19 protein-coding genes and 1 pseudogene are annotated in these 19,896 nt (G+C 70.4%); 6 read left to right on the top strand and 14 right to left on the bottom strand.

Annotated elements, in window-relative coordinates:
* The first annotated feature begins 10 nt into the window (after positions 1-10).
* Positions 11-1,039: a YihY/virulence factor BrkB family protein gene (locus H7I41_RS22485; RefSeq protein WP_264014841.1), complete on the top strand. Its 1,029-nt coding sequence runs from the start codon at positions 11-13 to the stop codon at positions 1,037-1,039.
* Here H7I41_RS22485 and H7I41_RS22480 read toward each other — a convergent pair.
* The 4 genes from H7I41_RS22480 to H7I41_RS22465 all read right to left on the bottom strand — a co-directional run bounded on the left by H7I41_RS22480 (position 1,017) and on the right by H7I41_RS22465 (position 3,906).
* Positions 1,017-1,469 (bottom strand): DUF350 domain-containing protein, encoded by a 453-nt coding sequence (locus H7I41_RS22480; protein ID WP_264014840.1) that lies wholly within the window; start codon positions 1,467-1,469, stop codon positions 1,017-1,019. The two genes, H7I41_RS22485 and H7I41_RS22480, sit on opposite strands and share 23 nt — an antisense overlap.
* A gap of 14 nt (positions 1,470-1,483) precedes the next feature.
* On the bottom strand, positions 1,484-2,647 hold the full coding sequence (locus tag H7I41_RS22475) for a glutathionylspermidine synthase family protein (RefSeq protein ID WP_264014839.1): 1,164 nt from the start codon (positions 2,645-2,647) through the stop codon (positions 1,484-1,486).
* Positions 2,648-3,160, bottom strand: a complete 513-nt coding sequence (locus H7I41_RS22470) for a hypothetical protein (RefSeq protein ID WP_308214653.1) — start codon at positions 3,158-3,160, stop codon at positions 2,648-2,650. It lies immediately after the preceding gene.
* 257 nt (positions 3,161-3,417) lie between these two features.
* Positions 3,418-3,906, bottom strand: a complete 489-nt coding sequence (locus H7I41_RS22465; protein WP_264014837.1) for a hypothetical protein — start codon at positions 3,904-3,906, stop codon at positions 3,418-3,420.
* A gap of 132 nt (positions 3,907-4,038) precedes the next feature.
* Here H7I41_RS22465 and H7I41_RS22460 point away from each other — a divergent pair.
* Positions 4,039-5,272, top strand: a pseudogene (locus H7I41_RS22460) (13E12 repeat family protein).
* Between the two features lie 8 nt (positions 5,273-5,280).
* On the opposite strand, the gene H7I41_RS22455 reads toward H7I41_RS22460, so the two are convergent.
* Entirely contained in the window at positions 5,281-7,497 is a 2,217-nt protein-coding gene (locus H7I41_RS22455; RefSeq protein WP_264014836.1) for a molybdopterin-containing oxidoreductase family protein, read from the bottom strand.
* 66 nt (positions 7,498-7,563) lie between these two features.
* Positions 7,564-8,784, bottom strand: coding sequence for a metallophosphoesterase (locus H7I41_RS22450; RefSeq protein ID WP_264014835.1), 1,221 nt, complete (start codon positions 8,782-8,784; stop codon positions 7,564-7,566).
* 107 nt (positions 8,785-8,891) lie between these two features.
* On the opposite strand from H7I41_RS22450, the gene H7I41_RS22445 reads away from it, so the two are divergent.
* Entirely contained in the window at positions 8,892-9,323 is a 432-nt protein-coding gene (locus tag H7I41_RS22445) for a helix-turn-helix domain-containing protein (RefSeq protein ID WP_264014834.1), read from the top strand.
* Positions 9,320-9,655: a GatB/YqeY domain-containing protein gene (locus H7I41_RS22440; protein ID WP_264014833.1), complete on the top strand. Its 336-nt coding sequence runs from the start codon at positions 9,320-9,322 to the stop codon at positions 9,653-9,655. The genes H7I41_RS22445 and H7I41_RS22440 overlap by 4 nt, the downstream gene beginning before the upstream one ends.
* Positions 9,656-9,658: 3 nt before the next feature.
* Here the strand turns inward: H7I41_RS22440 and H7I41_RS22435 are convergent, their stop codons facing one another.
* The 7 genes from H7I41_RS22435 to H7I41_RS22405 all read right to left on the bottom strand — a co-directional run bounded on the left by H7I41_RS22435 (position 9,659) and on the right by H7I41_RS22405 (position 18,038).
* Complete coding sequence (locus tag H7I41_RS22435) at positions 9,659-10,072, bottom strand: DUF5313 domain-containing protein (protein ID WP_264014832.1); 414 nt, start codon at positions 10,070-10,072, stop codon at positions 9,659-9,661.
* Between the two features lie 25 nt (positions 10,073-10,097).
* Positions 10,098-10,589, bottom strand: coding sequence for a MarR family winged helix-turn-helix transcriptional regulator (locus H7I41_RS22430; RefSeq protein ID WP_264014831.1), 492 nt, complete (start codon positions 10,587-10,589; stop codon positions 10,098-10,100).
* A 47-nt stretch (positions 10,590-10,636) separates the two neighbouring features.
* Positions 10,637-10,963 (bottom strand): STAS domain-containing protein, encoded by a 327-nt coding sequence (locus H7I41_RS22425; RefSeq protein ID WP_264014830.1) that lies wholly within the window; start codon positions 10,961-10,963, stop codon positions 10,637-10,639.
* Positions 10,963-15,126 carry a SpoIIE family protein phosphatase gene (locus H7I41_RS22420; protein ID WP_264014829.1) on the bottom strand — a complete coding sequence of 1,388 codons (4,164 nt, stop codon included), beginning with the start codon at positions 15,124-15,126 and terminating at the stop codon, positions 10,963-10,965. Before H7I41_RS22420 ends, H7I41_RS22425 begins: the two co-directional genes overlap by 1 nt.
* Before the next feature lie 92 nt (positions 15,127-15,218).
* Positions 15,219-16,238 carry a helix-turn-helix domain-containing protein gene (locus tag H7I41_RS22415; RefSeq protein WP_264014828.1) on the bottom strand — a complete coding sequence of 340 codons (1,020 nt, stop codon included), beginning with the start codon at positions 16,236-16,238 and terminating at the stop codon, positions 15,219-15,221.
* A 219-nt stretch (positions 16,239-16,457) separates the two neighbouring features.
* Positions 16,458-17,051, bottom strand: coding sequence for a TetR family transcriptional regulator (locus tag H7I41_RS22410; protein WP_264014827.1), 594 nt, complete (start codon positions 17,049-17,051; stop codon positions 16,458-16,460).
* A gap of 27 nt (positions 17,052-17,078) precedes the next feature.
* Entirely contained in the window at positions 17,079-18,038 is a 960-nt protein-coding gene (locus H7I41_RS22405; protein WP_264014826.1) for a GlxA family transcriptional regulator, read from the bottom strand.
* A gap of 89 nt (positions 18,039-18,127) precedes the next feature.
* Between H7I41_RS22405 and H7I41_RS22400 the strand changes: the two genes are divergently transcribed.
* On the top strand, positions 18,128-18,787 hold the full coding sequence (locus H7I41_RS22400; RefSeq protein ID WP_264014825.1) for an HD domain-containing protein: 660 nt from the start codon (positions 18,128-18,130) through the stop codon (positions 18,785-18,787).
* Between the two features lies 1 nt (position 18,788).
* Here the strand turns inward: H7I41_RS22400 and H7I41_RS22395 are convergent, their stop codons facing one another.
* On the bottom strand, positions 18,789-19,595 hold the full coding sequence (locus H7I41_RS22395; protein WP_264014824.1) for a YhjD/YihY/BrkB family envelope integrity protein: 807 nt from the start codon (positions 19,593-19,595) through the stop codon (positions 18,789-18,791).
* A gap of 24 nt (positions 19,596-19,619) precedes the next feature.
* Here H7I41_RS22395 and H7I41_RS22390 point away from each other — a divergent pair.
* The coding region (locus tag H7I41_RS22390) for a hypothetical protein (RefSeq protein ID WP_264014823.1) at positions 19,620-19,896 on the top strand (277 nt) is incomplete at its 3' end.

Here is a 19,896-nt window from a genome sequence, read left to right as displayed (position 1 = left end):
GAGTCCGTACATGGTGGGCTGGCTCGACAGACTGCAGCAGCGCAACCGCGCTGTCGGTTTCGTGATCGCGGTGATCTACAAGTACATCGACGACCAGGGTGGCTACCTCGCCGCGCTGATCACCTACTACGCGTTCGTGTCGATGTTCCCGCTGCTGCTGTTGCTCACCACGGCAGTGGGCGTGCTGCTGGTGGGACAGCCCGATCTGCAGCAGCAGGTGGTGCAGTCCGCGATCGGCCAGCTGCCGGTGATCGGCAGTCAGCTGCAGACACCCGAGGAACTCAGCGGCGGCGCGGTGGCCGTGGTGATCGGCATCGCGGGCGCCCTCTACGGCGGGCTCGGCGTGGGGCAGGCCGTGCAGAACGCGATGGACACGGTGTGGGCGGTGCCGCGCAACAACCGGCCCGACCCGATTCGCTCGCGGCTGCGCAGCCTGCTGCTGTTGCTCGTACTCGGGACGGCGGCCATCACCGCGACCGTGTTGTCCGCCGCGGGCCGGGCCACCGAGACCCTGGGCTGGTGGGGCAGGGCCGGCCTGATCGTGACGGCCGTCGTGATCAACGCGTTCATCTGTCTGGTGGCGTTCCGGGTCACCACGGCCCGGCACGTGACCTACCGCCAGGTGCTGCCCGGCGCGCTGACCGCCGCGGTGCTGTGGCAGCTGCTGCAGTCGTTCGGCACCGGCTATGTCGGGAGCGTGGTGGCGAGGTCCAGCGCCACCAACAGTGTGTTCGCCCTGGTGTTGGGGCTGTTGGCGTTCCTCTACCTGCTCTCGGTCAGCCTGGTGATGTGCGCGCAGATCAACGTGGTGCTTGTCGACCGGCTGTACCCACGGGCGCTGCTCACCCCGTTCACCGACGCCGTCGACCTGACCTCGGCGGACCGGCGCACCTACACCCGTAAGGCGAAAGCTGAACGGGTGAAGGGTTTTCAACGGGTCAGCGTGCACTTCGACCCGAGATCGGAACCGGCGGCGGAGAAGCCGCCGGATCCGAACCCGTCGGAAGGTGAGCCGGCTACAGAATCGCCGCAGCGATGATGATGCCGAACGCGAAGTAGGACGCCGCGACCACCCACACCTGCGGCACGTACACCTCGGCCGCCAGCACGTCGCCGATGTCGATCCCGGTGCCCAGATGGATCAGCCGCACCGAAATCGCCTGCGCGGCAAGCCCGACCAGGCCGAAGACCAATGTCCGCAGCAGCCCCTCGATGAGGTCGCCGGAAGAGCTGAAGATGGCCAGCACCACGATCAGCGCCATGGACAGCGCGCCCGAGCCGGCGATCACCGCGGCGTTGGGCCTGCCGGCCTGCACCAGCGTGCGCAGCGGACCGGGGGTGGTCCAGTCGATGATGAAGAAGCCCAGCACCATCAGGGCGATGCCGACGATCGTGTAGAGCGCGATCGCCGCGACGCCGTGGCCGACGATCGACCAGTATCCGGGCTCGAGCTCGGCGGCCAGCAACATGGTTTCTCCTCGGGTCATAGTGGAATGCGGTGTGGCACAAAGGCTGCGCCGTCGTCGGTGATCAGGCCTGCGGTCTCACGGATGCCCAGCCCGGCCGATTCGTCGCCCACGATCCACGTCCCCAGGCAGGGACGCATGCCGTCGAACTCGGGCAGCGGGTCGAGCAGCTGGTACACGAAGCCCTCCTCGCCGTAGACCCCGCCGGTCTGGGTCTCGAAGCCGGGCCCGACGATGGTGATGTTGGCGCCCTCACGGCCGAGTTTGGGCTTGCGGACGTACTCGGTGAGTTCGTGCGGGTTGTCGAGGTAGGCGGGCAGCAGGTTCGGATGCCCGGGGTTCATCTCCCACAGCACCGCCAGGATCGCCTTGTTGCTCAGCAGCGTCTTCCACAGCGGCTCGACCCACATCGTCTCGGGCAGCAGTTCGACGACGCGGCGACCGAAGTCGTCGTCGAGCACCCACTCCCACGGGTAGAGCTTGAACAGCGACGAGATGGGCGCTTCCTCGAGGTCGACGAAACGGTTGAGCTCCTCGTCGAAGCCGATCTGCTCGATGGCCAGCGCGACGGTGTGCAGGCCCGCTTCGGCCGCGCACTCCTGGATGTAGGCCAGGGTGACGTTGTCCTCACCGCTCTCGTCGGCCGACGACCACGTGAAATGCGTTTCGGCGCCGCTCAATTGAGGCCGGATCTCACCCCACCGTTCGACCAGCTTCTCGTGCAGCGAGTTCCACTGGTCGTCTTCGGGGTAGACGTCGGTCTTCCAGTGCCACTGCAGGATTGCGGCTTCGAGCAGGCTGGTGGGGGTGTCGGCGTTGTACTCCAGCAGCACGGGCGGGCGCCTGCCGTCGTAGCGCAGATCGAAGCGGCCGTAGAGGTGCGGATCGCTGCGCCGCCACGACGCCGCGATGGGCTCCCAGCTCCAGTCGGGCAGACCGAAGTCGGCGAATCGCTCGGTGAGCACCACGTGCTCGACGGCGTTGAGGCACATCGAGTGCAACACCTCGACGCTCGCCTCGATCGACAGCACCTCGTCCATGTCGAAGACGTAGTGCACCGATTCGTCCCAGTACGGACGCGCGCTGCCGTCGGCGAGGCGGGCAGGGGTGCCGAAGCACATTCCCTGGGCGGCGACGATCTGCTCCCAGTCCGGCCGGGGAGCGCGTCGTTCACGTCGCATTCAGCTGCCCGAACTGCCGTAACTGGACGAGGAGCCGAAGCCGCCGCGCTTGATGGAGGTGCCGGACTTGGTCTTCGCCGAGGTGCCCTTGGGCAATTCGAGGGTGCCGCCGGAGGCGATGGTGCCGACGCCGCGGTTGGAGCCGCCGTAGTAGTACCGGTAGGGCGAGCCCGCGTAGATGAACACGCCGCCCGACCCGGAGCTGCTGCCGGAGCTGCAGTAGCTGTCGGGCACCACCTCGTTGCTGCCGTCGCGCACGCAGCTTGCGGCGACCTCTTCGTCGTCGTCGCTGAGCAGGGTGTAGCCGAGGGCGACGACGCCGACCACGCCGACCACCGCCGCGGTGCCCATCAGCGCCTTGCGGCGTTTGCGGGCCTTCTCGGCCTGCTTCTCGGCCTGCTCGGCGGCGAACCGCTCCGCCGCCTCGCGGGCCTTCTTCGCCTTGTCGCGGGCGCGGGCCTCGGCGACGGTCGGCTGGCGGGGCCGCGTCATGCCCGGCTCCTGCGTCCGGATGACACCGCGGGTGGGCGGCGGCGGCGGAACCTCGGGCGGCTGACCGGCCGCGGAGCCGACGGTGGGCGGCGTCGGGTCCGCGCCCGAGCCACCCTGACCGGCGGGATCCGGTCCCGGAGTCCCTTGATCCTGCGGTTCGCTGTTCACGCTCTCACCCCCACACGAGTTGCCCAGACGACTATAGGTCGCGCGCGGCGGACAGTGAGCACCTAATTCAAGATCGACGTGCGCGTCAGGGCGCGGCGACGGCCGTGGGGCTAGCTGCCGCCGCCGACCTCGGCGGGCAGTGGCGGGGGCAGCGGCTTCGACGGGGTGGGCGAGGACTCGGCTTCGGCCGAGTCCGGTCCGTGGTACTCCACCATCGGCTCGTCGCGGACGATCTTCTCCTCGATGCTGACCATCAAGGCCGACGGCGAGACGGTGTAGGCGGCGTCGCCGCTCTCGGCGACGAAGTCGTCGCCCGACCGGGTCGCGGACAGGATCAGCTTGGCGCCGTCGCGCACCCGCACGCCGCGGTATTCGAGTTCACCGTCCGGGCTCTCGCAGATCGCGACCCGCGAGCTGTCCGTCCGGCCGAAGGCGACGGCCGTGTCGGGTGCGGAGCACCGCGCGGTGGAGTCCACGAAGCCCTGCGCGTCGGAGGACGGCGCCGCCGTCGCCAGCTGGTCGGCGCCGGCGAACACCAGCGCGAGGACCGCCGCTCCGGCCAGGGCCGGGCGGCGCAACATGGAACGGGTAGCGGTCATCACCGTCCACCAGACCACGTCGACTCCCGCCGCGCGAGGGCTGACATCGAAGGATGACGCAATCGTTAGGCCACCGATATGCGCTGTGGACAAACGGTCGGATCGTCGGTCGGTGTCCGTATGATCGAACGCATGTTCGAGGATCTGGCCACCGTGCCTCCCGACGCCGACGAAGCGCGGTTGATTTCACGCCTGACCGAACTCGAAACGGCGAAAGCCGCCGCGGCGGCCGGACAGGCGAGGGTGGCCGCAGAACTGGACCGGTTGCGACGCTGCGCTGAAGCCGCCGCCGGAGTGCCCGCCGCCAAGCGTTGCCGGGGCCTGGCCGGAAGTGGCCCTCGCGCGGCGGGCATCACCCAACCAGGGAGGGCGACACCTCGGATTCGCCCGGGCACTGGTCTACGAGATGCCCCACACCTTGGCCGCATTGGAGTGCGGGGCGCTCACCGAGTGGCGCGCCACCCTCATCGTCCGCGAATCAGCCTGCCTGTCCGTCGAGGACCGCCGCACACTCGACTACGAGATGTGCGGGGATGTCCGCGCCCTCGATGGTCTCGGCGACGCACGGATCGAAGCCGACGCCAAGAAGATCGCCTACCGGTTGGATGCCCGCGCAGTGGTCGACCGGGCCACCAAGGCGGTCACCGAACGCACCGTCACCATCCGCCCCGCCCCCGACACCACGACCTACGTGACCGCACTGCTGCCCGTCGCCCAAGGCGTCGCGATTTACGCGGCGCTGAAGAAGGCCGCCGACACCACTTTCGACGACCGCTCCCGCGGCCAGGTCATGGCCGACACCCTCGTCGAACGCGTCACCGGCCGGCCGGCCGAACAGCCGATCCCCATCGCGGTGAACATGGCGATCTCCGATGAGACACTGCTCGCCGGGGACACCGAACCCGCTCACCTGCACGGCTACGGCCCCATCCCGGCCGAGATCGCCCGCCGCATGGTCCACGACGCCGCTTCGGTGGCCACCATCCGCCGGCTCTACACCCATCCCCGCACCGGCGCGCTGGTGGCGATGGAGTCCCGGTCCCGCTGCTTCCCCAAAGGCCTCGCCGCCTTCATCGATCTGCGCGACCAGACCTGCCGCACCCCCTATTGCGACGCTCCCATCCGCCACCACGACCACGCCCACCCCCACCACAAAGGCGGACCCACCAGCGCGGTCAACGGCCTCGGCGAATGCGCGCGATGCAATTACGACAAGGAATCACCCGGGTGGCAGGTCAGCACCAACCAGCGCGACGGCACCCACACCGCCATATTCACCACCCCCACCGGCGCCACCTATCACTCCACCGCGCCACCACCACCCGGCAGACGCGCGAAACCGGTGACGATGAAACGCGTTGCCTGACAGGACCGTCAGACGGCGGCTTCGATTCGTGGCGTCACGCTGACCGGGATGTCGCCCTGGCGAGGCAGGCCGGTGATCGGGTCGTACTCCACGTCGGTGGGCACCAGGCGGCCGACATTGCTTCCGCGGTCGCGGACCTCGTCGTCCTCGGCGGGCAATCCGCCGAAGGCGTGATGCATCGCGACGACGTCAGGGCGCAGCGAGTCGTCGGCCTCGACGACGCTCGGGATGCTGTCGTGCGGCGACGTCACGGTGACCAGCGCCCCGGTCTGCAGTCCGAGCGCCGCCATCGCGTCCGGATGCATGTAGGTCGGGTTGTAGGGCTTGCCGCGGTGCAGGGCGGCGAGATTCGTGCCCGACGAGTTCATGAAGTTGCCGTGCCGCCGGGGGATGAGCCGGAACGGGAAGGCCGGGTCCTGCTGCGCCGCAACGTACTCGTCGGTCCGGATCGCGACGAGTTCGGCGAGCAGCCGGCCGTTACCGACGTCGAGCTTCGCGGTGCAGTCGGCGTCCCGGGGCTCCACCACCGCATCGACGTCGAAGATCTTCCCGTGCGGATGGCTGCGTACCTCGTCGAACGGGATACGCGACGTCGCGCACATCTGCTCGAACAGCTCCTCGGTGGTCAGCCGGGTGTCGCCGTTCATGTTCAGCACGATCGGCGGCGACTCCATGAACCTGCCGCCGCCGCCCCCGAAGAAGTTCACGAACCACATCTCCAGCCCCATCCGCTGGGCCAGTCCGAGGAAGAACTGCCACTCCTCGATCAGATCCGAGCCGGCGGGCGGTTCGATCAGCCTCGGCACGTACTGCCCGTAGGCCGCCGGGATGCCGGTCCCGCTGGCGTAGTACTTGATGAGCTCGCTGCCCATCGTCATCGCCGGCGTCTCCATCTGCATGCGCGGAGCGATGACGTAGTCGGCCAGCCGCGACGTCAACGACATCTCCGTGTCCAGCGTGACGAGCAGGTCGAGGTTCTCCAACGCCCGCAGGGTCTTTCGCTGATCCGGCCACGCCGCCATCGGATTGCCGCCGATGCAGATCAGCGCCTTGACCTGACCCTCGCCGTCGAGCAGGATCTCGTCGGCAAGCGCGGCCGTCGGCATCCCCGCCACGGTGTCGGTCAGCCCGCGCACCCGCAGCCGCTCGCCGTATCCCCAGCCCTCGTAGGGCGGGTGCGGCTGCGCCTTGGCGGTGAAGGCGGGCAGCAGGGTGTTCGGCCGGGTCACCCGCTCGCCGGCCCGCTGCCAGCGCCCGCAGATCGTCGTCAGACACAGGCACAGGTACTCGAGCACACTGCCGTGCATCGCGAAGTTTGCGCCGGTGCCCGCGTTGACCATTCCGCCGCGCGTGCCGTACGTCGCGAACATCCGCGCGGCGTCGAGGAGTTGCTGCTCCGGGATGTCAGCGCGGTCGGCGACGTAGGCCGGGGTGAACCCGGACACCGCCTCGGCCAGCGCCTCGAATCCGTCGACGTTCTCGGCGAGAAAGTCCCAGTCGCAGAGCTTCTCACCGATGACGATGTTGATGATGCCCGCGACGATCACCGCGTCGGTGCCCGGGCGGGGCTGGATGTGGATCGCCGCCCGTGCGGCCGTCTGCGAGCGGCGCGGGTCGATGACGATGAGCTTCATGCCACGGCCGACGGCGGCCTTGAGGTTCTGCGCCGGGTTCTGGCCCGGGATGCCGATCGCTTTGGACACCAACGGGTTCGTGCCGATCAGCAGCCAGGTGTCGGCCTCGCCGAAGTCGACGTCGCCGCCGAGCCAGTGGCCGTGGGCGGCCAGCGCGATCTGTTTGCCGGGTTGGTCGATGGTGTTGGCGGTGAAGAACATCGGTGATTCGATCGCCCGGATGAACGCGTTGCCCATGAGCGCCGAGGCGGGGTAGGGCAGCCCGTTCGTCCCCAGGTACAGCGCCACCGAGCGCGGTCCGTGCGCCTCGATCAGCGCCTGCAACGTGGCGGCGATCTCGTCCATCGCGACGCCGGACTCGACCGGCTCGTATGCACCGTCGGGCGTGCGCCTCTGGCTGTGCAGCAGTCGGGCGGGATTGTTGTGGATCTCGGGCAGCGCCCGGCCCTTGGCGCAGCTGTAACCCTTGAACATCGGGTTGTCCGGATCGCCGGTGACCTTGGTGAGCCGGCCGTCGGTGACCGTCGCGAGCACCCCGCAGTGCGCGGAGCAGATCCGGCAGATTCCCGGCCGCGTCGTCGTTGATGGCATCGATGCATGCTAGGCGGTCGCTCAGCGCCGCGGACCGGAATGCGGTGCAAGAAGTGTGACGTCTTGTCAGCCCTGTGGACTCAGCGAAAGCACCGTGACATCCGGCGGCGCGCCGACCCTGACCGGTGGCCCCCAGAACCCGGCGCCGCGCGTGACGTACAGCTGGGTGTCGTCGACGGTGGACAGCCCGGCCAGCGAGGGTTGCACGAGCTGCACCACGTAGTGGAACGGCCACATCTGCCCGCCGTGCGTGTGCCCCGACAGCTGCAGGTCCACCCCGCGTGCCGCGGCCTCGCTCACCATGATCGGCTGGTGGGCGAGCAGCACCGTCGGCCGGGAAGGACCGACGCCGGCGAGTGCCCGGTCGAAGTTCGGCGGGTCGGACCGCGATTCACCGGCGAGGTCGTTAATCCCGGCCAGGTCGAAGGCCGCCGCGCCCCTGCGGATCGGGGTGTTCTCGTTGCGCAGCACGTTCACGCCGAGCCGGTCCAGCTCGGTCAGCCACTGCGCCGGCTCGTCGACGAAGTACTCGTGGTTGCCGGTCACGAAGAACGTGCCCTCGCGCGATGCCAGATCGCGCAGCGGTTCGGCGGCCGCGCCGAGTTCGGCGACGCTGCCGTCCACCAGGTCGCCCACGATCGCCACCAGATCCGGCTCGGCCCCGTTGATCGTCTCGACGATGCGTTCGGTGTGGCGGCGGCCGGCCAGCGGGCCGAGGTGGATGTCGGACACCACCGCGATCCGGAAGCCGGTGAATGCGGGGTCGAGGCGGCGCAGGCGCACCGGCACGGCCAGGACGTCCGGCGGGCCGAGTGCCCGGGTGGCGCCGTAGCCGACCAGGCTCACCGACGCCGCTCCTGCCGCGGCGGCGCCGGCCCTCGCGAGGAAGAGCCTGCGGTTCACCGGCGACGACGGCTCGGCGGCTTCGGCGGATTCGGCGACGGGGGCGACGGGGGCGGCGGGCTCGGCGGCTTCGGCGACTGGCGCCGTGCCACGCCGAACCCAGCCACGGAGCAGGAGGCGGACGGGTTCGAGGGCCAGCGACGCCAGGAAGAGATACGCGGCGAGGCCGAACCACACGTAACCCGGCCACGCGAGCCAGCCGAGGCTCGTCACGCCGAGTGTCCGCGGCACCATTAGGACGGCGACCAGCAGCAGGGCGCAGATGACCAGGTCGGCCGTCAGCACCCACCGCACCAGTCCCGGCCGGGTGGTGTCCCTGATCAGCCGCTTCCACAGGTACAGATGCATCAGGCCGAGGACGGCGGTCAGGATGACGATGAACATCTCGCCTGCAGCCTAATCGGAGTTATGGACGCTGGCCGCTGGCGCCAATCAGCCGTAAACATCCCTATAAGGATTCATATTGGGGATGTTTACGGTAGCTTGCGTTCATGAGCTCGACGATGTACTCACCCGACGACGTCGCCGCCATGCTCGGACTGCACGTCCGCACGGTCCGCGGGTACGTGCGTGACGGCCGCCTGCCCGCGGTGCGGATCGGCAAGCAGTACCGCATCACCGCCAAGGACCTCCGCGAGTTCACCGGCGGCGCGGGCGGCGACGACCGCCCGGCCCCGTCGGCGCCGCGCGTCGACGTGTCGGCGGTCATCCATGTCGACGCGGCCGACCGCCGCCTCATGGACCGGATCAGCACGCACGTCGTCGCCGCGGCGAACACCGGGCCGGGACGACGCCCGCTGCACGTGCAGACGTCCTACGACGAGCCGCGGGAGCGGCTGACGGTCATCGTCGCCGGCGACCCGGACGACGCTGCGAAACTGATCACCCTGATCAGTGCCCTCGCCCAGGACGTCGGACGGTGAGCGCGGTTCTTCCTCCTGCGCAGGCCATGCGCACCCACCTCCGCCGGGCACTGGCGGCGGCGCTGCGGGCGAAGGACACCGAGGTGGTCTCGGCGCTGCGCACGGCCATCGCGGCGATCGACGACGCGGAGGCGGTGGACCCCGCCGCCTACGACGCGGGTACGACGGAGGTCGCGCGCCGCAGCCTGTCCTCGGACGACGTCCGTGCGGTGCTGCGGGCGCACGTCGACGGATTCCTCACCGAGGCCGACGGGTACGACGCGCTGGGCCGGCAGGACGCCGCCGCGCGGTTGCGCAGGCAGGCCGATGTGCTGCGCGGCTACGGCCCGTAGCGGTCAGAACGGACTGCTGTTGGACTGCCACTTCGCGTCCTCCGGGCGTGGCCCGAACCGGCGGGCGTAGTCCTCGTGGATGTGCGCGTCCCTGCGCCGCTTGAGCTGGTCGACCAGGTTCGGGTCGATCCCGTGCTGCGCCAGCCGGTGCCGTCGCCAGACCTTGTTCAGCGCGAGCGACATCAGCACGGCCCAGATGAAGATCGGGGCGGTCATCTCCAGCCGGACGTAGAACGACGTGGGCAGAAGCCAGAACGGTGCCAGCACCAGGAACGGCGGTATCGCCATCCGGATCATGTGCCGGCGCACCGCGCCCTGGCCTGCCAGGTCCTCGGCGACCCAGGCATGCATCGCATCCGGCAGGCGGCGGCCGTAGGCGTAGGGAATCCGCTGCCACAGTGAGGGTTTGGTGGCCATGGTGGCTCCTGCTGATCGGGGGTGGTCAGGTGGTGAGGGCGCCGGCGGCGACCGCGGCGGCGTTGATCCGGGTGAGCACCCGGCGCAGTTCCTCGAGTTCGGCGAGGTCGACTCCGAGCCGCGCGACGACGGCAGGGGGGATCTCCAGTGCACGGTCACGCAGGGCGGCGCCCGCGTCGGTCAGTGCGATGTGGGTGGACCGCTCATCGGCGGCGCTGCGGGTGCGGGTGATGAAGCCGAGCGCCTCCAGCCGCTTGAGCATCGGCGACAGCGTGGCCGAATCCAGTTGCAGCGCCGAGGCGATCTGCTTCACCGACAGCGGCGGGTCGTTCGCGGTCGCCGTCTTGCGGTAATCCCACAGCGCGAGCATCACCAGGTACTGCGGGTGGGTCAGCCCCAGGGGTTCCAGCAGCGGCCGGTACACCCCGAGCACGGCCCGGTTGGTCACCGCGAGCGCGAAGCACACCTGCTGCTCGAGGGCGAGCGGATCGATCTCCGCGGTGGTGGATCGGGGCACAACTAAATCGTACGCGCTTAGTTAGTGCCCTAACAATATCGCGGTCGTCACACCGCGCCGTCGAGGCGGGCGGCCTCGACGGTGGCGAGCTGGGTCAGCCCGCTGATGTCGAGCACCCTCATCAGCAGGGGATGGACGATCAGCCGCAGCCGGTCCGCCACATCGGCGATGGTGAACAGCGCGTTGATGGCGGCGCTGTCGACGTAGCGGACGGCGCTGAGGTCGACGGTCACCGCGCCCGCACCGGCGGTCTGCGCGGCGCCGCTGAGCCCCTGGCTGAACTCCTCGACATTGCTCAGGTCGATCTCCCCGGCCGCGGTGAGCACGACGGTGCCGTCGATCCGCTGGGTGTCCAGACTCAGTGGGGTGGCCATCACATGATCCTCGTCGACAGATTAACGGTGGTGCCTGCGCCGTCGCTGTCGATCGCGAAATCGTCCATCAACCCCTTCATCAGGGTGATGCCCCGGCCCCGGCTGACATCGGCGACCGCCCGCGGCGGCCGCCACGCGCCGGTGTCGACCACGCGCACCCTCAGCCGGTCGGCGAGCACCGTCGCACTCAGCGTCACGGTGCCCTCCGGCCGGTCGCGGTGGCCGTGTTCGATCGCGTTGGCCACGGCCTCGCCGGTAGCGATGAGCGTGTCGTACGCCTGCTCCGGCGCCACCCCGGCGCGATCCAGCCACTCGCGCATCGCGGTGCGGGTGTGCGCGAGTTGGCCCACCTCGGCCGGGAACTCCATCTCCAATGGACCGGGCTGCCGGTACAGCAGCAGCGCGACGTCGTCCTGGTAGCCGTCGACCGGGGTGAGCCGGTCCATGATCTCGTCGGCCAGTTCCTCCAGCGGCGCCGGGCGCCCCTCCTGCACCACCTCTGCGGCGCGGGCGATGCCCTGATCCAGCGACACCCGGCGCCGTTCGACCAGGCCGTCGGTGTAGAGCAGCAGGGTGGCGCGCGCCGGTATCGTCCGGCGCGCCTCCGGGCGGGGCTGTCCGGGGCGCACCGCGAGCGGGAAGCCCCGCCCGTCGTCGAGGATCGCGAGCTCGCCGTCGGCCAGAGCCATGACGGGCGGCGGGTGGCCGGCGCTGGAGTACACCAGTTCACCGGTGCCGGCGTCGAGCACCGCGCAGAACGCGGTGGTGCACCTGGCGCCGGGCAGCCTCGCGGCGAAGCGGTCCAGTTTCGTCAGCGCCGCCGCCGGGCTCGGCTCGTCGAGCAGCAGTGCCCGGCAGGCGCTGCGCAGCTGTCCCATCACCGTGGCGGCCGCGAGGCCGTGCCCCACGCAGTCGCCGACGATCATCGCCACCCGGCCGTCGTCGAGGTTGACCACGTCATACCAGTCGCCGCCGACCTGCAGCGGACTGCTGGCGGGGTGATAGCGCACGGTGAAGCCGCCGGGCAGCCGGGACGGGCCGAGCATCGCGTGCTGCAGGGCCAGCGCGGTCTCGCGCTGGGTGTCGAACTGATGCACGCGCTGCAGCCCCTGCGAGAGCCGGCCGGCGAGCACCGTCAGCAGGGTGTGGTCCTGCGGGGTGAACGGCCGGTCCTCGGACAGCTCGATCCAGACGACCAGCAGGCCACGGGGATTGCGGAGCGCGATACCGACGGTGCCGGGTTCTGACGTGCTGATGTTCAGCGTCTCCCCCTCACAGAGTGCGAGGATCGAATTGCGATGCGTCGCAGGCAGTTCCATCCACTCGGCCGGCTCACCCGCGCACACCAGGGCCGGCGGGCCCGCGGTCTCGCGAACCTCGCGCCGTGCCGGGAAGATCAGGGCGAGCACCCGGCGGGCGTGCCAGACGCCGCGCAGCACCTCGGCCGCCGCGCGGATCGCCTGATCGAACGTGTCCACCTGAGACAGTTCCTGATTCAACGCGGCCAGGGCGGTCTCGCGCTGCACCGCGTAGTGCTCGGCGGTGACGTCGCGGATCGTGCCGACCATGACCCGGCGGCCGCTGTCGGGGTCCTCGGCCCGGTTGAAGCTCACGGTGATCCACAACCGGTGCCCGTCGCGGTGGTTCACCGGGATCTTGTAGTTGCCGTGCGTCCGGCTCAGCAGTGCCTCGAGGACCTCGGCGCTCTGCCGGTGTGCCTCCGGATCGGAGTCGGCGTCGGGCCACCACGGCTGGACGGGTTCGTAGGGCAGCCCGTCGGGCCCGTAGCCGAGGATGTCGGCGAACGCCGAGTTCACCTCGACGAAGGCGCCGTTCTCGTCGCAGACGAAGAACGCCTCCTGCAGCGAGTCGATCAACGCCGACCGCCAGTCGGCGTGGTGGTTGCGCAACCGCGCCATCTCCACATTCGCACGCACCCGGGCGAGCAGTTCTGCGGCGGCGAACGGCTTGACGAGGTAGTCGTCGGCGCCGGCCTGCAGACCTTCGATGGAGGCCTCCTGGCCGGCCCGCGCCGACAGCAGCAGCACCGGCAGGGCGGCGGTGCGCTGATCGCCACGCAGTGCGGCCAGCAGTTCCAGACCGTCGAGCCGGGGCATCATGACGTCGCTGATCAGCAGGTCGGGCGGATCCGTCCGCACCGCATCCAGCGCCTGAGCGCCGTCCATGACAGTGCTGACGGCGTAACCGGCCGACTGCAGCAGGCTCGTCAGGTACTCGCGCATGTCGGCGTTGTCGTCGGCCACCAGTACGCGCGCCGGGGCACCGGAGGGCGGGACGGCCACGGGCATGCCCGTCCCGTCAGGCGCCGCCTCCGACTCCGCGCCGCCGGGCAGCCACCGCAGCGCCTCCTGCACGTACGGGTCCGCGATACCCGAGGCCGGCCGGGCCACATCGGGCGAGACCAGGTCGGCCACCGGCAGGTGGGCCGATCCGAACGGCAACCCGACGGTGAAGGTGGTGCCCGCTCCCGCAGCGCTCTCGGCGGTGATGGTGCCACCGTGCAGCCCGACGAGCTCCTTGACCAGGGCCAGCCCGATACCGCTGCCCTCGGTGGACCGCGCCCTGGCGTTCTCGATGCGGTGGAACCGTTCGAACAGGCGCGGCATCTCGGACTCCGGGATGCCTGTGCCCGTGTCGGCGACGGTGATCACCGCGCCGGTGGCGCCGGCGGAAACCCGGACGGTGATCGAGCCGTCGAAGGTGAACTTCAGCGCATTGGAGAGCAGGTTGAGCACCACCTTCTCCCACATGTCGCGGTCGATGTAGACGTCCTGGCTCAGCGGCGGGCAGTCGACGTGGAACGCCAGGCCGGCCCGGTCGACGGCGGACCGGAAGACGCTGGCCAGCTCGGCGGTGACGACGCCGAGGTCGACCGGTTCGAAGTGCGCCCGCATCCGCCCGGCCTGGATGCGGGAGAAGTCCAGCAGCGTGTTGACCAGCTTTGCCAGCCGGAGTCCGTTGCGGTGCACCAGCTCCAGCTCGTCGCGGGTCTGGTCGTCGAAGTCCGAGGTGCGGCCGCGCAGGTCGTTCACCGGTCCGAGGATCAGCGTCAGCGGTGTGCGGAACTCGTGGCTGATGTTGGAGAAGAAGGTCGTCTTGGCCCGGTCGAGCTCCGCGAGTTCCTCGGCCCGCCGCTGCTGCGACTGATAGCTGCGGGCGCTGCCGACGCCGGCGGCCACGTGACCGGCGACCAGCTCGACGAACCCACGGTATCCCTCGTCGAGCCTGCGGTGCCGGTTCAGTGCGGCGACCAGGAATCCCAGCGGGGCGTCGCCCTGCTGCTGCAGCGGCACCACCAGCGCCTGGGTGGGTGGCTCGGTCCAGGAACCGGTCGGCAGGGTCAGCGAGTCGGAGTCCAGATCCATCATCACCGACCGGCCGAGGGCCGCATCGTCGATCGGCCACACCCCGAGCCCGTCGGCCGCCAGCACCTGCGGTGCCGCCGAATGCCCGGCGGGCACCCCACTGGCACCCGCGAGCCGCGCCGACCCGTCGTCGCCGAACAGATAGATGAGGGCGAACGGGAGGTCGCTGAGGTTGCGTTCGAGCTGATGGGCCGCGAAGTTGAGCATCTGCTGCTCGGAGCGCACCACGCTGGTGTCGGAGCCCAGGTCCCGCAGCGTGGCCATTCGCCGCTCGCCGATCACCCGGTCGGTGTCCTCGCTGACCACGCACAGCATGCCGACCACATGCCCGTCGTCGTCGCGCAGCGGACTGTAGGAGAACGTGTGATAGGTCTCCTCGCGGTACCCCGACCGCTCGAGGAACAGCAGGAGCGCGACGTCCCAGGTCGCCTCGCCGGTCGACAGCACCCGCTCGATGCGCGGGCCGATGTCGGGCCAGATCTCCGACCAGACCTCGTTGGCCGGCCGGCCCAGCGCCCACGGGTACTTCCGGCCGAGGGTGTCGCGGCGGTAGGCGTCGTTGCAGAAGAACGTCAGCTCCGGCCCCCACGCCATCCACATCGGGAAGCGGGAGGACAGCAGGATGCTCACGGCGGTCAGCAGGCTCTGCGGCCACCGGTCGGGCACACCGAGCGGGGTCGCCGCCCAGTTCACCCTGGCGAGGTCACGGCCGACCACCTCGTCGACGCTGTAGATCGCCGCCTCCGCAGGGTCCGGCGGCGTGTGCTCACCGACCACCGCACGTCCTCTCCGCCGCCTTCACGTGGTCCTCGGGTGAGGACGACGCCGGGGATCACAATATGGCCGAACCGCCAGTGCCGGCTCGCCGATCAGCCGCTTTTCCCGCGAACGGTGCTGTACCCGGCGGAGCCGCCGTCGAACCGCGCCCGACCGGTGAAGGCGTTGCGGTAGTCGCTCGGCGTGGTCCGCAGCTGCCGGACGAAGTGGTGCCGGAAGGTGACGGCGGACTCGAAACCCACCCGGACGGCGATCTGCTCGATCGACAGCGACGACGATTCCAGCAGCGCCAGGCTGGCCTGGATCCGCTGCTCGATCAGCCACCTGATCGGCGTGGTGCCGGTCGCCTTGGTGAACTGTCGCAGATAGCTGCGCCGCGACATCGCCGAGCGGGCTGCCAGCTCGTCGAGCGTGATGGGTGTGTCCAGATGCTCCAGCGCCCAGGCCATTCCGGCGGCGATGCGGCCGTCGGTCGTCGGTTCGGGCACCGGCGTCTCGATGTACTGGGCCTGTCCGCCCGCCCGGTGCGGCGAGATCACCAGCCGGCGGGCCACGTCGTTCGCGACGCGCGCGCCGTGGTCGGTTCGGACGATGTGCAGGCAGAGATCGAGGCCTGCCGCGCAGCCTGCGCTGGTGAGCACGTCACCGCCGTCGACGTAGAGCGGCGCCGGATCGACGTCCACCGCGGGATGGCGCCGCGCGAGCTGGTCGACGTAGATCCAGTGCGTGGTGGCCGTGCGGCCGTCCAGCACGCCGGCCGCGGCGAGGGCGAACGCCCCCGAGCAGATCGACACCAGCCGGGCGCCGCGGGCGTGGGCCGCGCCGATCGCCTCGACGAGGGCGGGCGACGCGGGTTCGGCGACGTCGCGCACGCTCGGGATGATCACGGTGTCGGCGGCGGCCAGGTCGTCGAGCCCGTGCGGGGACCGTACGGTGGCGCCGCCCAGCATCCGGATCTCCGGTGTGGCGGTGCACAGCTTCATCGAGTACCAGGGCCGCGCGATGCCCGCGGAGAACTGCTCCGAGAGTTCGGTCATGCCGAAGATCTCCGCGGCCATGCCGGACTCGAAGCCCGACATGCCGTCGTAGGCCAGGACCGCCACCGAGTGCATGTCACTATGTTAGCGATGTGTGGCGTCAGTGCCACTGTCGAGAGCGCGCGCCGAAGACCACGATCGAATGATGTTGTCCAAAGCACCTGTCCGTAGAGACCGATTCCGCGCAGTGCGGCCACTGCTCGACTTCATGGCCGGACTGCACGCCGGCAACGGCCTGGCCCACGGCCTCCGCCCGGCGGCGCACTCCCCCGCCAGGACCGGGCGGCCGGCAGGCTAGGGGCGGGCCGCGACGTCGATCTTGGCGTCGAGCAGTTCCAGGCCCCGCGAGAGCGGGTCGTCGGGCATCGGCTGGTTGTCTGAGATGGCGATCAGCACCCCGACGATCGATCCGGCGATGACCCGCCGCTCGAACTCGTCGGTGTCCGGCCCCATCCGGCGCGCCAGCGCGTCGGTGATCAGGCCGATGAGCCGCACGTACACCGTGTAGACGAGTCCGCGGGCCTCGGGCACCGTGTACATCAGCCGCTGGCCGGCGACGGCGTCCTCGCGCTCGTCGGCCGTCATCGCACCGAACACCGAGTTCACCGCATGCCGGTATGCGGCCACCGGCGCGAGGTCTGCCGGCGCGTCGACGAATGCCGCGATGATCGGCGCGATCTGGTCGTCGGAGAGCAGCACCGCCTCTTTGGTGGGGAAGTACCGGAAGAAGGTGCTGGCCGAGACGTCGGCGGCGTCGGCGATCTGCTCGACGGTGGTGTTGCCGAAACCCTGCTCCTCGATCAGCCGGAACGCCTCCCGCCGGATGGCGGCGCGGGTCCGGATCTTCTTGCGCGCCCTCAATCCCATGGGCTGCTCTCGCACCGGCATGCCCCGATTGTCCCGCACCGGCGGATCTCAGGCCGGTTCGGCGGTCCGGAAACGGTCCCGGTAGGCCCTCGGGGAGACGCCGAGGGTGCCGACGAACACCCGGCGGAACGTCTCCGTGCTGCCGAACCCACCCAACCGCGCGCTCTCGGCGACACTGTGGCCGGCGTCGAGCGCGGCCCTGCCGATGTCGACGCGGACGCTCTCGACGTAACGTGCGGGCGTCGTCCCCAGCTCGGCGTGGAACAGCCGGGTCAGCTGCCGCGTGCTCAACGATGCCGTGGCGGCCAGCCGCGTCACGCTGTGGTCGCCGCCCGGGTCGGCCTTGATCGCGTCGGTCACCACCCGCAGCGCCGACGTCGACGCCGAGTCGGCGTCCACCAGCACCGAGAACTGCGACTGGCCACCCGCCCGCTTGAGATAGACCACCAGCGATCGCGCGACCTCCCGCACCAGGTCGCCGCCGTGGTCCTGTTCCACCAGCGCCAGCGCCAGGTCGATGCCCGCCGACACCCCGGCGGAGGTGTACACGTCGCCGTCCTGGACGAAGATCGCGTCCGGCTCCACGGTGACGGCCGGGTACGCCCTGGCGAGGCGGCGCGTGTGGCGCCAGTGTGTGGTCGCGCGCCTGCCGTCGAGCACGCCGGCTCTCGCGAGGATGAACGCGCCGGTGCAGATCGAGGCAAGCCGCCGCGTCCTGCCCGCCACCGCGCCGACCGCGTCGACCAGTCGTGGATCGATGGGCCGGCCGACCAGCCCGTCGCCACCGGCCACCAGTACGGTGTCTGCTCCTTCGATCGACGAGAGTCGTTCGCTCACAGCCAGTCCGGTACCGATCGAAGTGGTCACGTCGCGGCCGTCGACCGAGGCGAAGCGCAGCCGGTAGTCCGCGCCGAAGCGATTCGCCTCCGCGAACACCTCCGCCGGCCCCGCCGCGTCCAGCAGCTTGACCCCGTCGAACACCACCAGCACGACGTCTCGTTGGGCCACTCCTTCATTGTGACCCTGTGTCCGTTTCTGTGGGCAAGACGGCAGTTGTGCCACGGCGCGATCTTGTCCGCCGGGCGCAGCCTTATGGCATGACCAATTCACTCACCGGCCCGTCGACCATCGCGGGCATCGAGATTCCCGACACCCCGCTGGTTCGCGCCGCCACCGACGTCATCCGCGAGGCCGAAGACGACCTGTTGTTCCACCACTCCCGTCGGGTGTTCCTGTTCGGCGCCCTGCGGGGCCGCCGCCGCGGCCTCGAACCCGACCTCGAACTGCTCTACGTCGGCGCGATGTTCCACGATCTCGGGCTCACCGAGCGCTACCGCACATCCTCACGGTTGCGCTTCGAGGTCGACGGCGCCAACGCCGCACGGGACTTCCTGCTGCAGCACGGCGTCGACGAGGCCGCCGCCCGCAAGGTGTGGCTGGGCATCGCGCTGCACACCACCCCGGGCGTCCCGGAATTCCTCGACCCGGAGACCGCGCTGGTGATCGCCGGCGTGGAGACCGACGTGGTGGGCATCGGCCGCGACGACCTGCCCGCCGAGGCGCTGGCGGCCGTCACCGCGGCTCATCCGCGCCCCGACTTCAAGCGCCGGATCCTGCACGCGTTCACCGAGGGGATGAGGCACCGCCCCGAGACGACATTCGGCACCATGAACGCCGACGTGCTCGCCCGCTACGACGACTCGTTCGTGCGCGACGACTTCGTCGACGTCGTGCTGAACAACGGCTGGCCCGAGTGACTCACCCGGCACGCAGCGACTCGTCGAGCACCACGGTCGCCCGGAAGCCGCAGAGCACCAGGATGTGCACAAGGTAGAGCCACAGCGCCAGCGCGGAGACGGCGCCGACGATCGGCAGCCCGCCGAACGGCGCCGACCACGGGATCGGGATCGCCAGGAACAGCACGAACCCCTGCAGGAACCCGGCCAGGATCGCCCCGGTGCTGAACGCGCCGATCAACAGCGCACGCAGGCCGATCCGGCCCGGGCCGATCAGCCCGAACACCCCGACCAGCGCGGTCGACACCGTGACCCAGACGATGTGGAACGCGACCACCACACCCCACACCAGCGACCAGCCCTCACCGGCGTACAGCGGGCCGACGTAGCGGGCGGAGGCGAGCACGGCGAGCACCAGGAACGGCGCGACCGCCGCGACCGCGAGCAGGCCTGCCCGGCCGCGCCAGCCCGTCAGCGTGTCCCGCGCGGCCGACATCTGCACGAACGCCCGGCGCAGCCCCTCGCCGTAGAGGCTGGCCGGGAACAGCACGACCAGCGCCTGCAGCCACGACATCGACAGCGCGACGGACGTCAGCGTGCGCAGCGCCTCGGGTGTCCCGTGCCCGCCGGGCAGCCCGCCGATCGCGTCCTCCATCGCGGCGGTGACGGTGTCGTGGCCGACTAGCCCGCCGACCGCCCACAGCGATGCCAGCGCCAGCGGGACCAGCCCGATCACCCCGAAGTAGGTGGCCCCGGCCGCCCACAGGGCGAGGTCGCTGCCCGGGAACGTCTTGCGCATCCCCGACCCGAACTCGCGCAGCCGGCTCATCGCGCGCCCTGGCAGGCTGGCGTCATGACGCCGGAGGACCTCGCCGACGACGAGGGCTGGTCGGCGCGCCATGACGGGGTGCGGCCGTCGCCGGTGGTGCGCGGCTGGTTGCGGATGGTGCGCGCGCTGGCCGCCGGTCCGCTGCTCCGCGTCCCACCCGATGTGTTGTCGGCGACCGGGGTGCTCGCGCTGGCCGGCGCGCTGGCGGCCGTCGCGGCGTCCCACCCGATGTGTTGTCGGCGACCGGGGTGCTCGCGCTGGCCGGCGCGCTGGCGGCCGTCGCGGGCCCCGGCTGGCCTGC

It is taken from the genome of [Mycobacterium] manitobense, assembly GCF_025821665.1.
GTDB lineage: Bacteria > Actinomycetota > Actinomycetes > Mycobacteriales > Mycobacteriaceae > Mycobacterium > Mycobacterium arseniciresistens.
The sequence above is the reverse complement of the archived record's forward strand: the minus strand, read 5'-3'. Positions and strand labels throughout refer to the sequence as shown.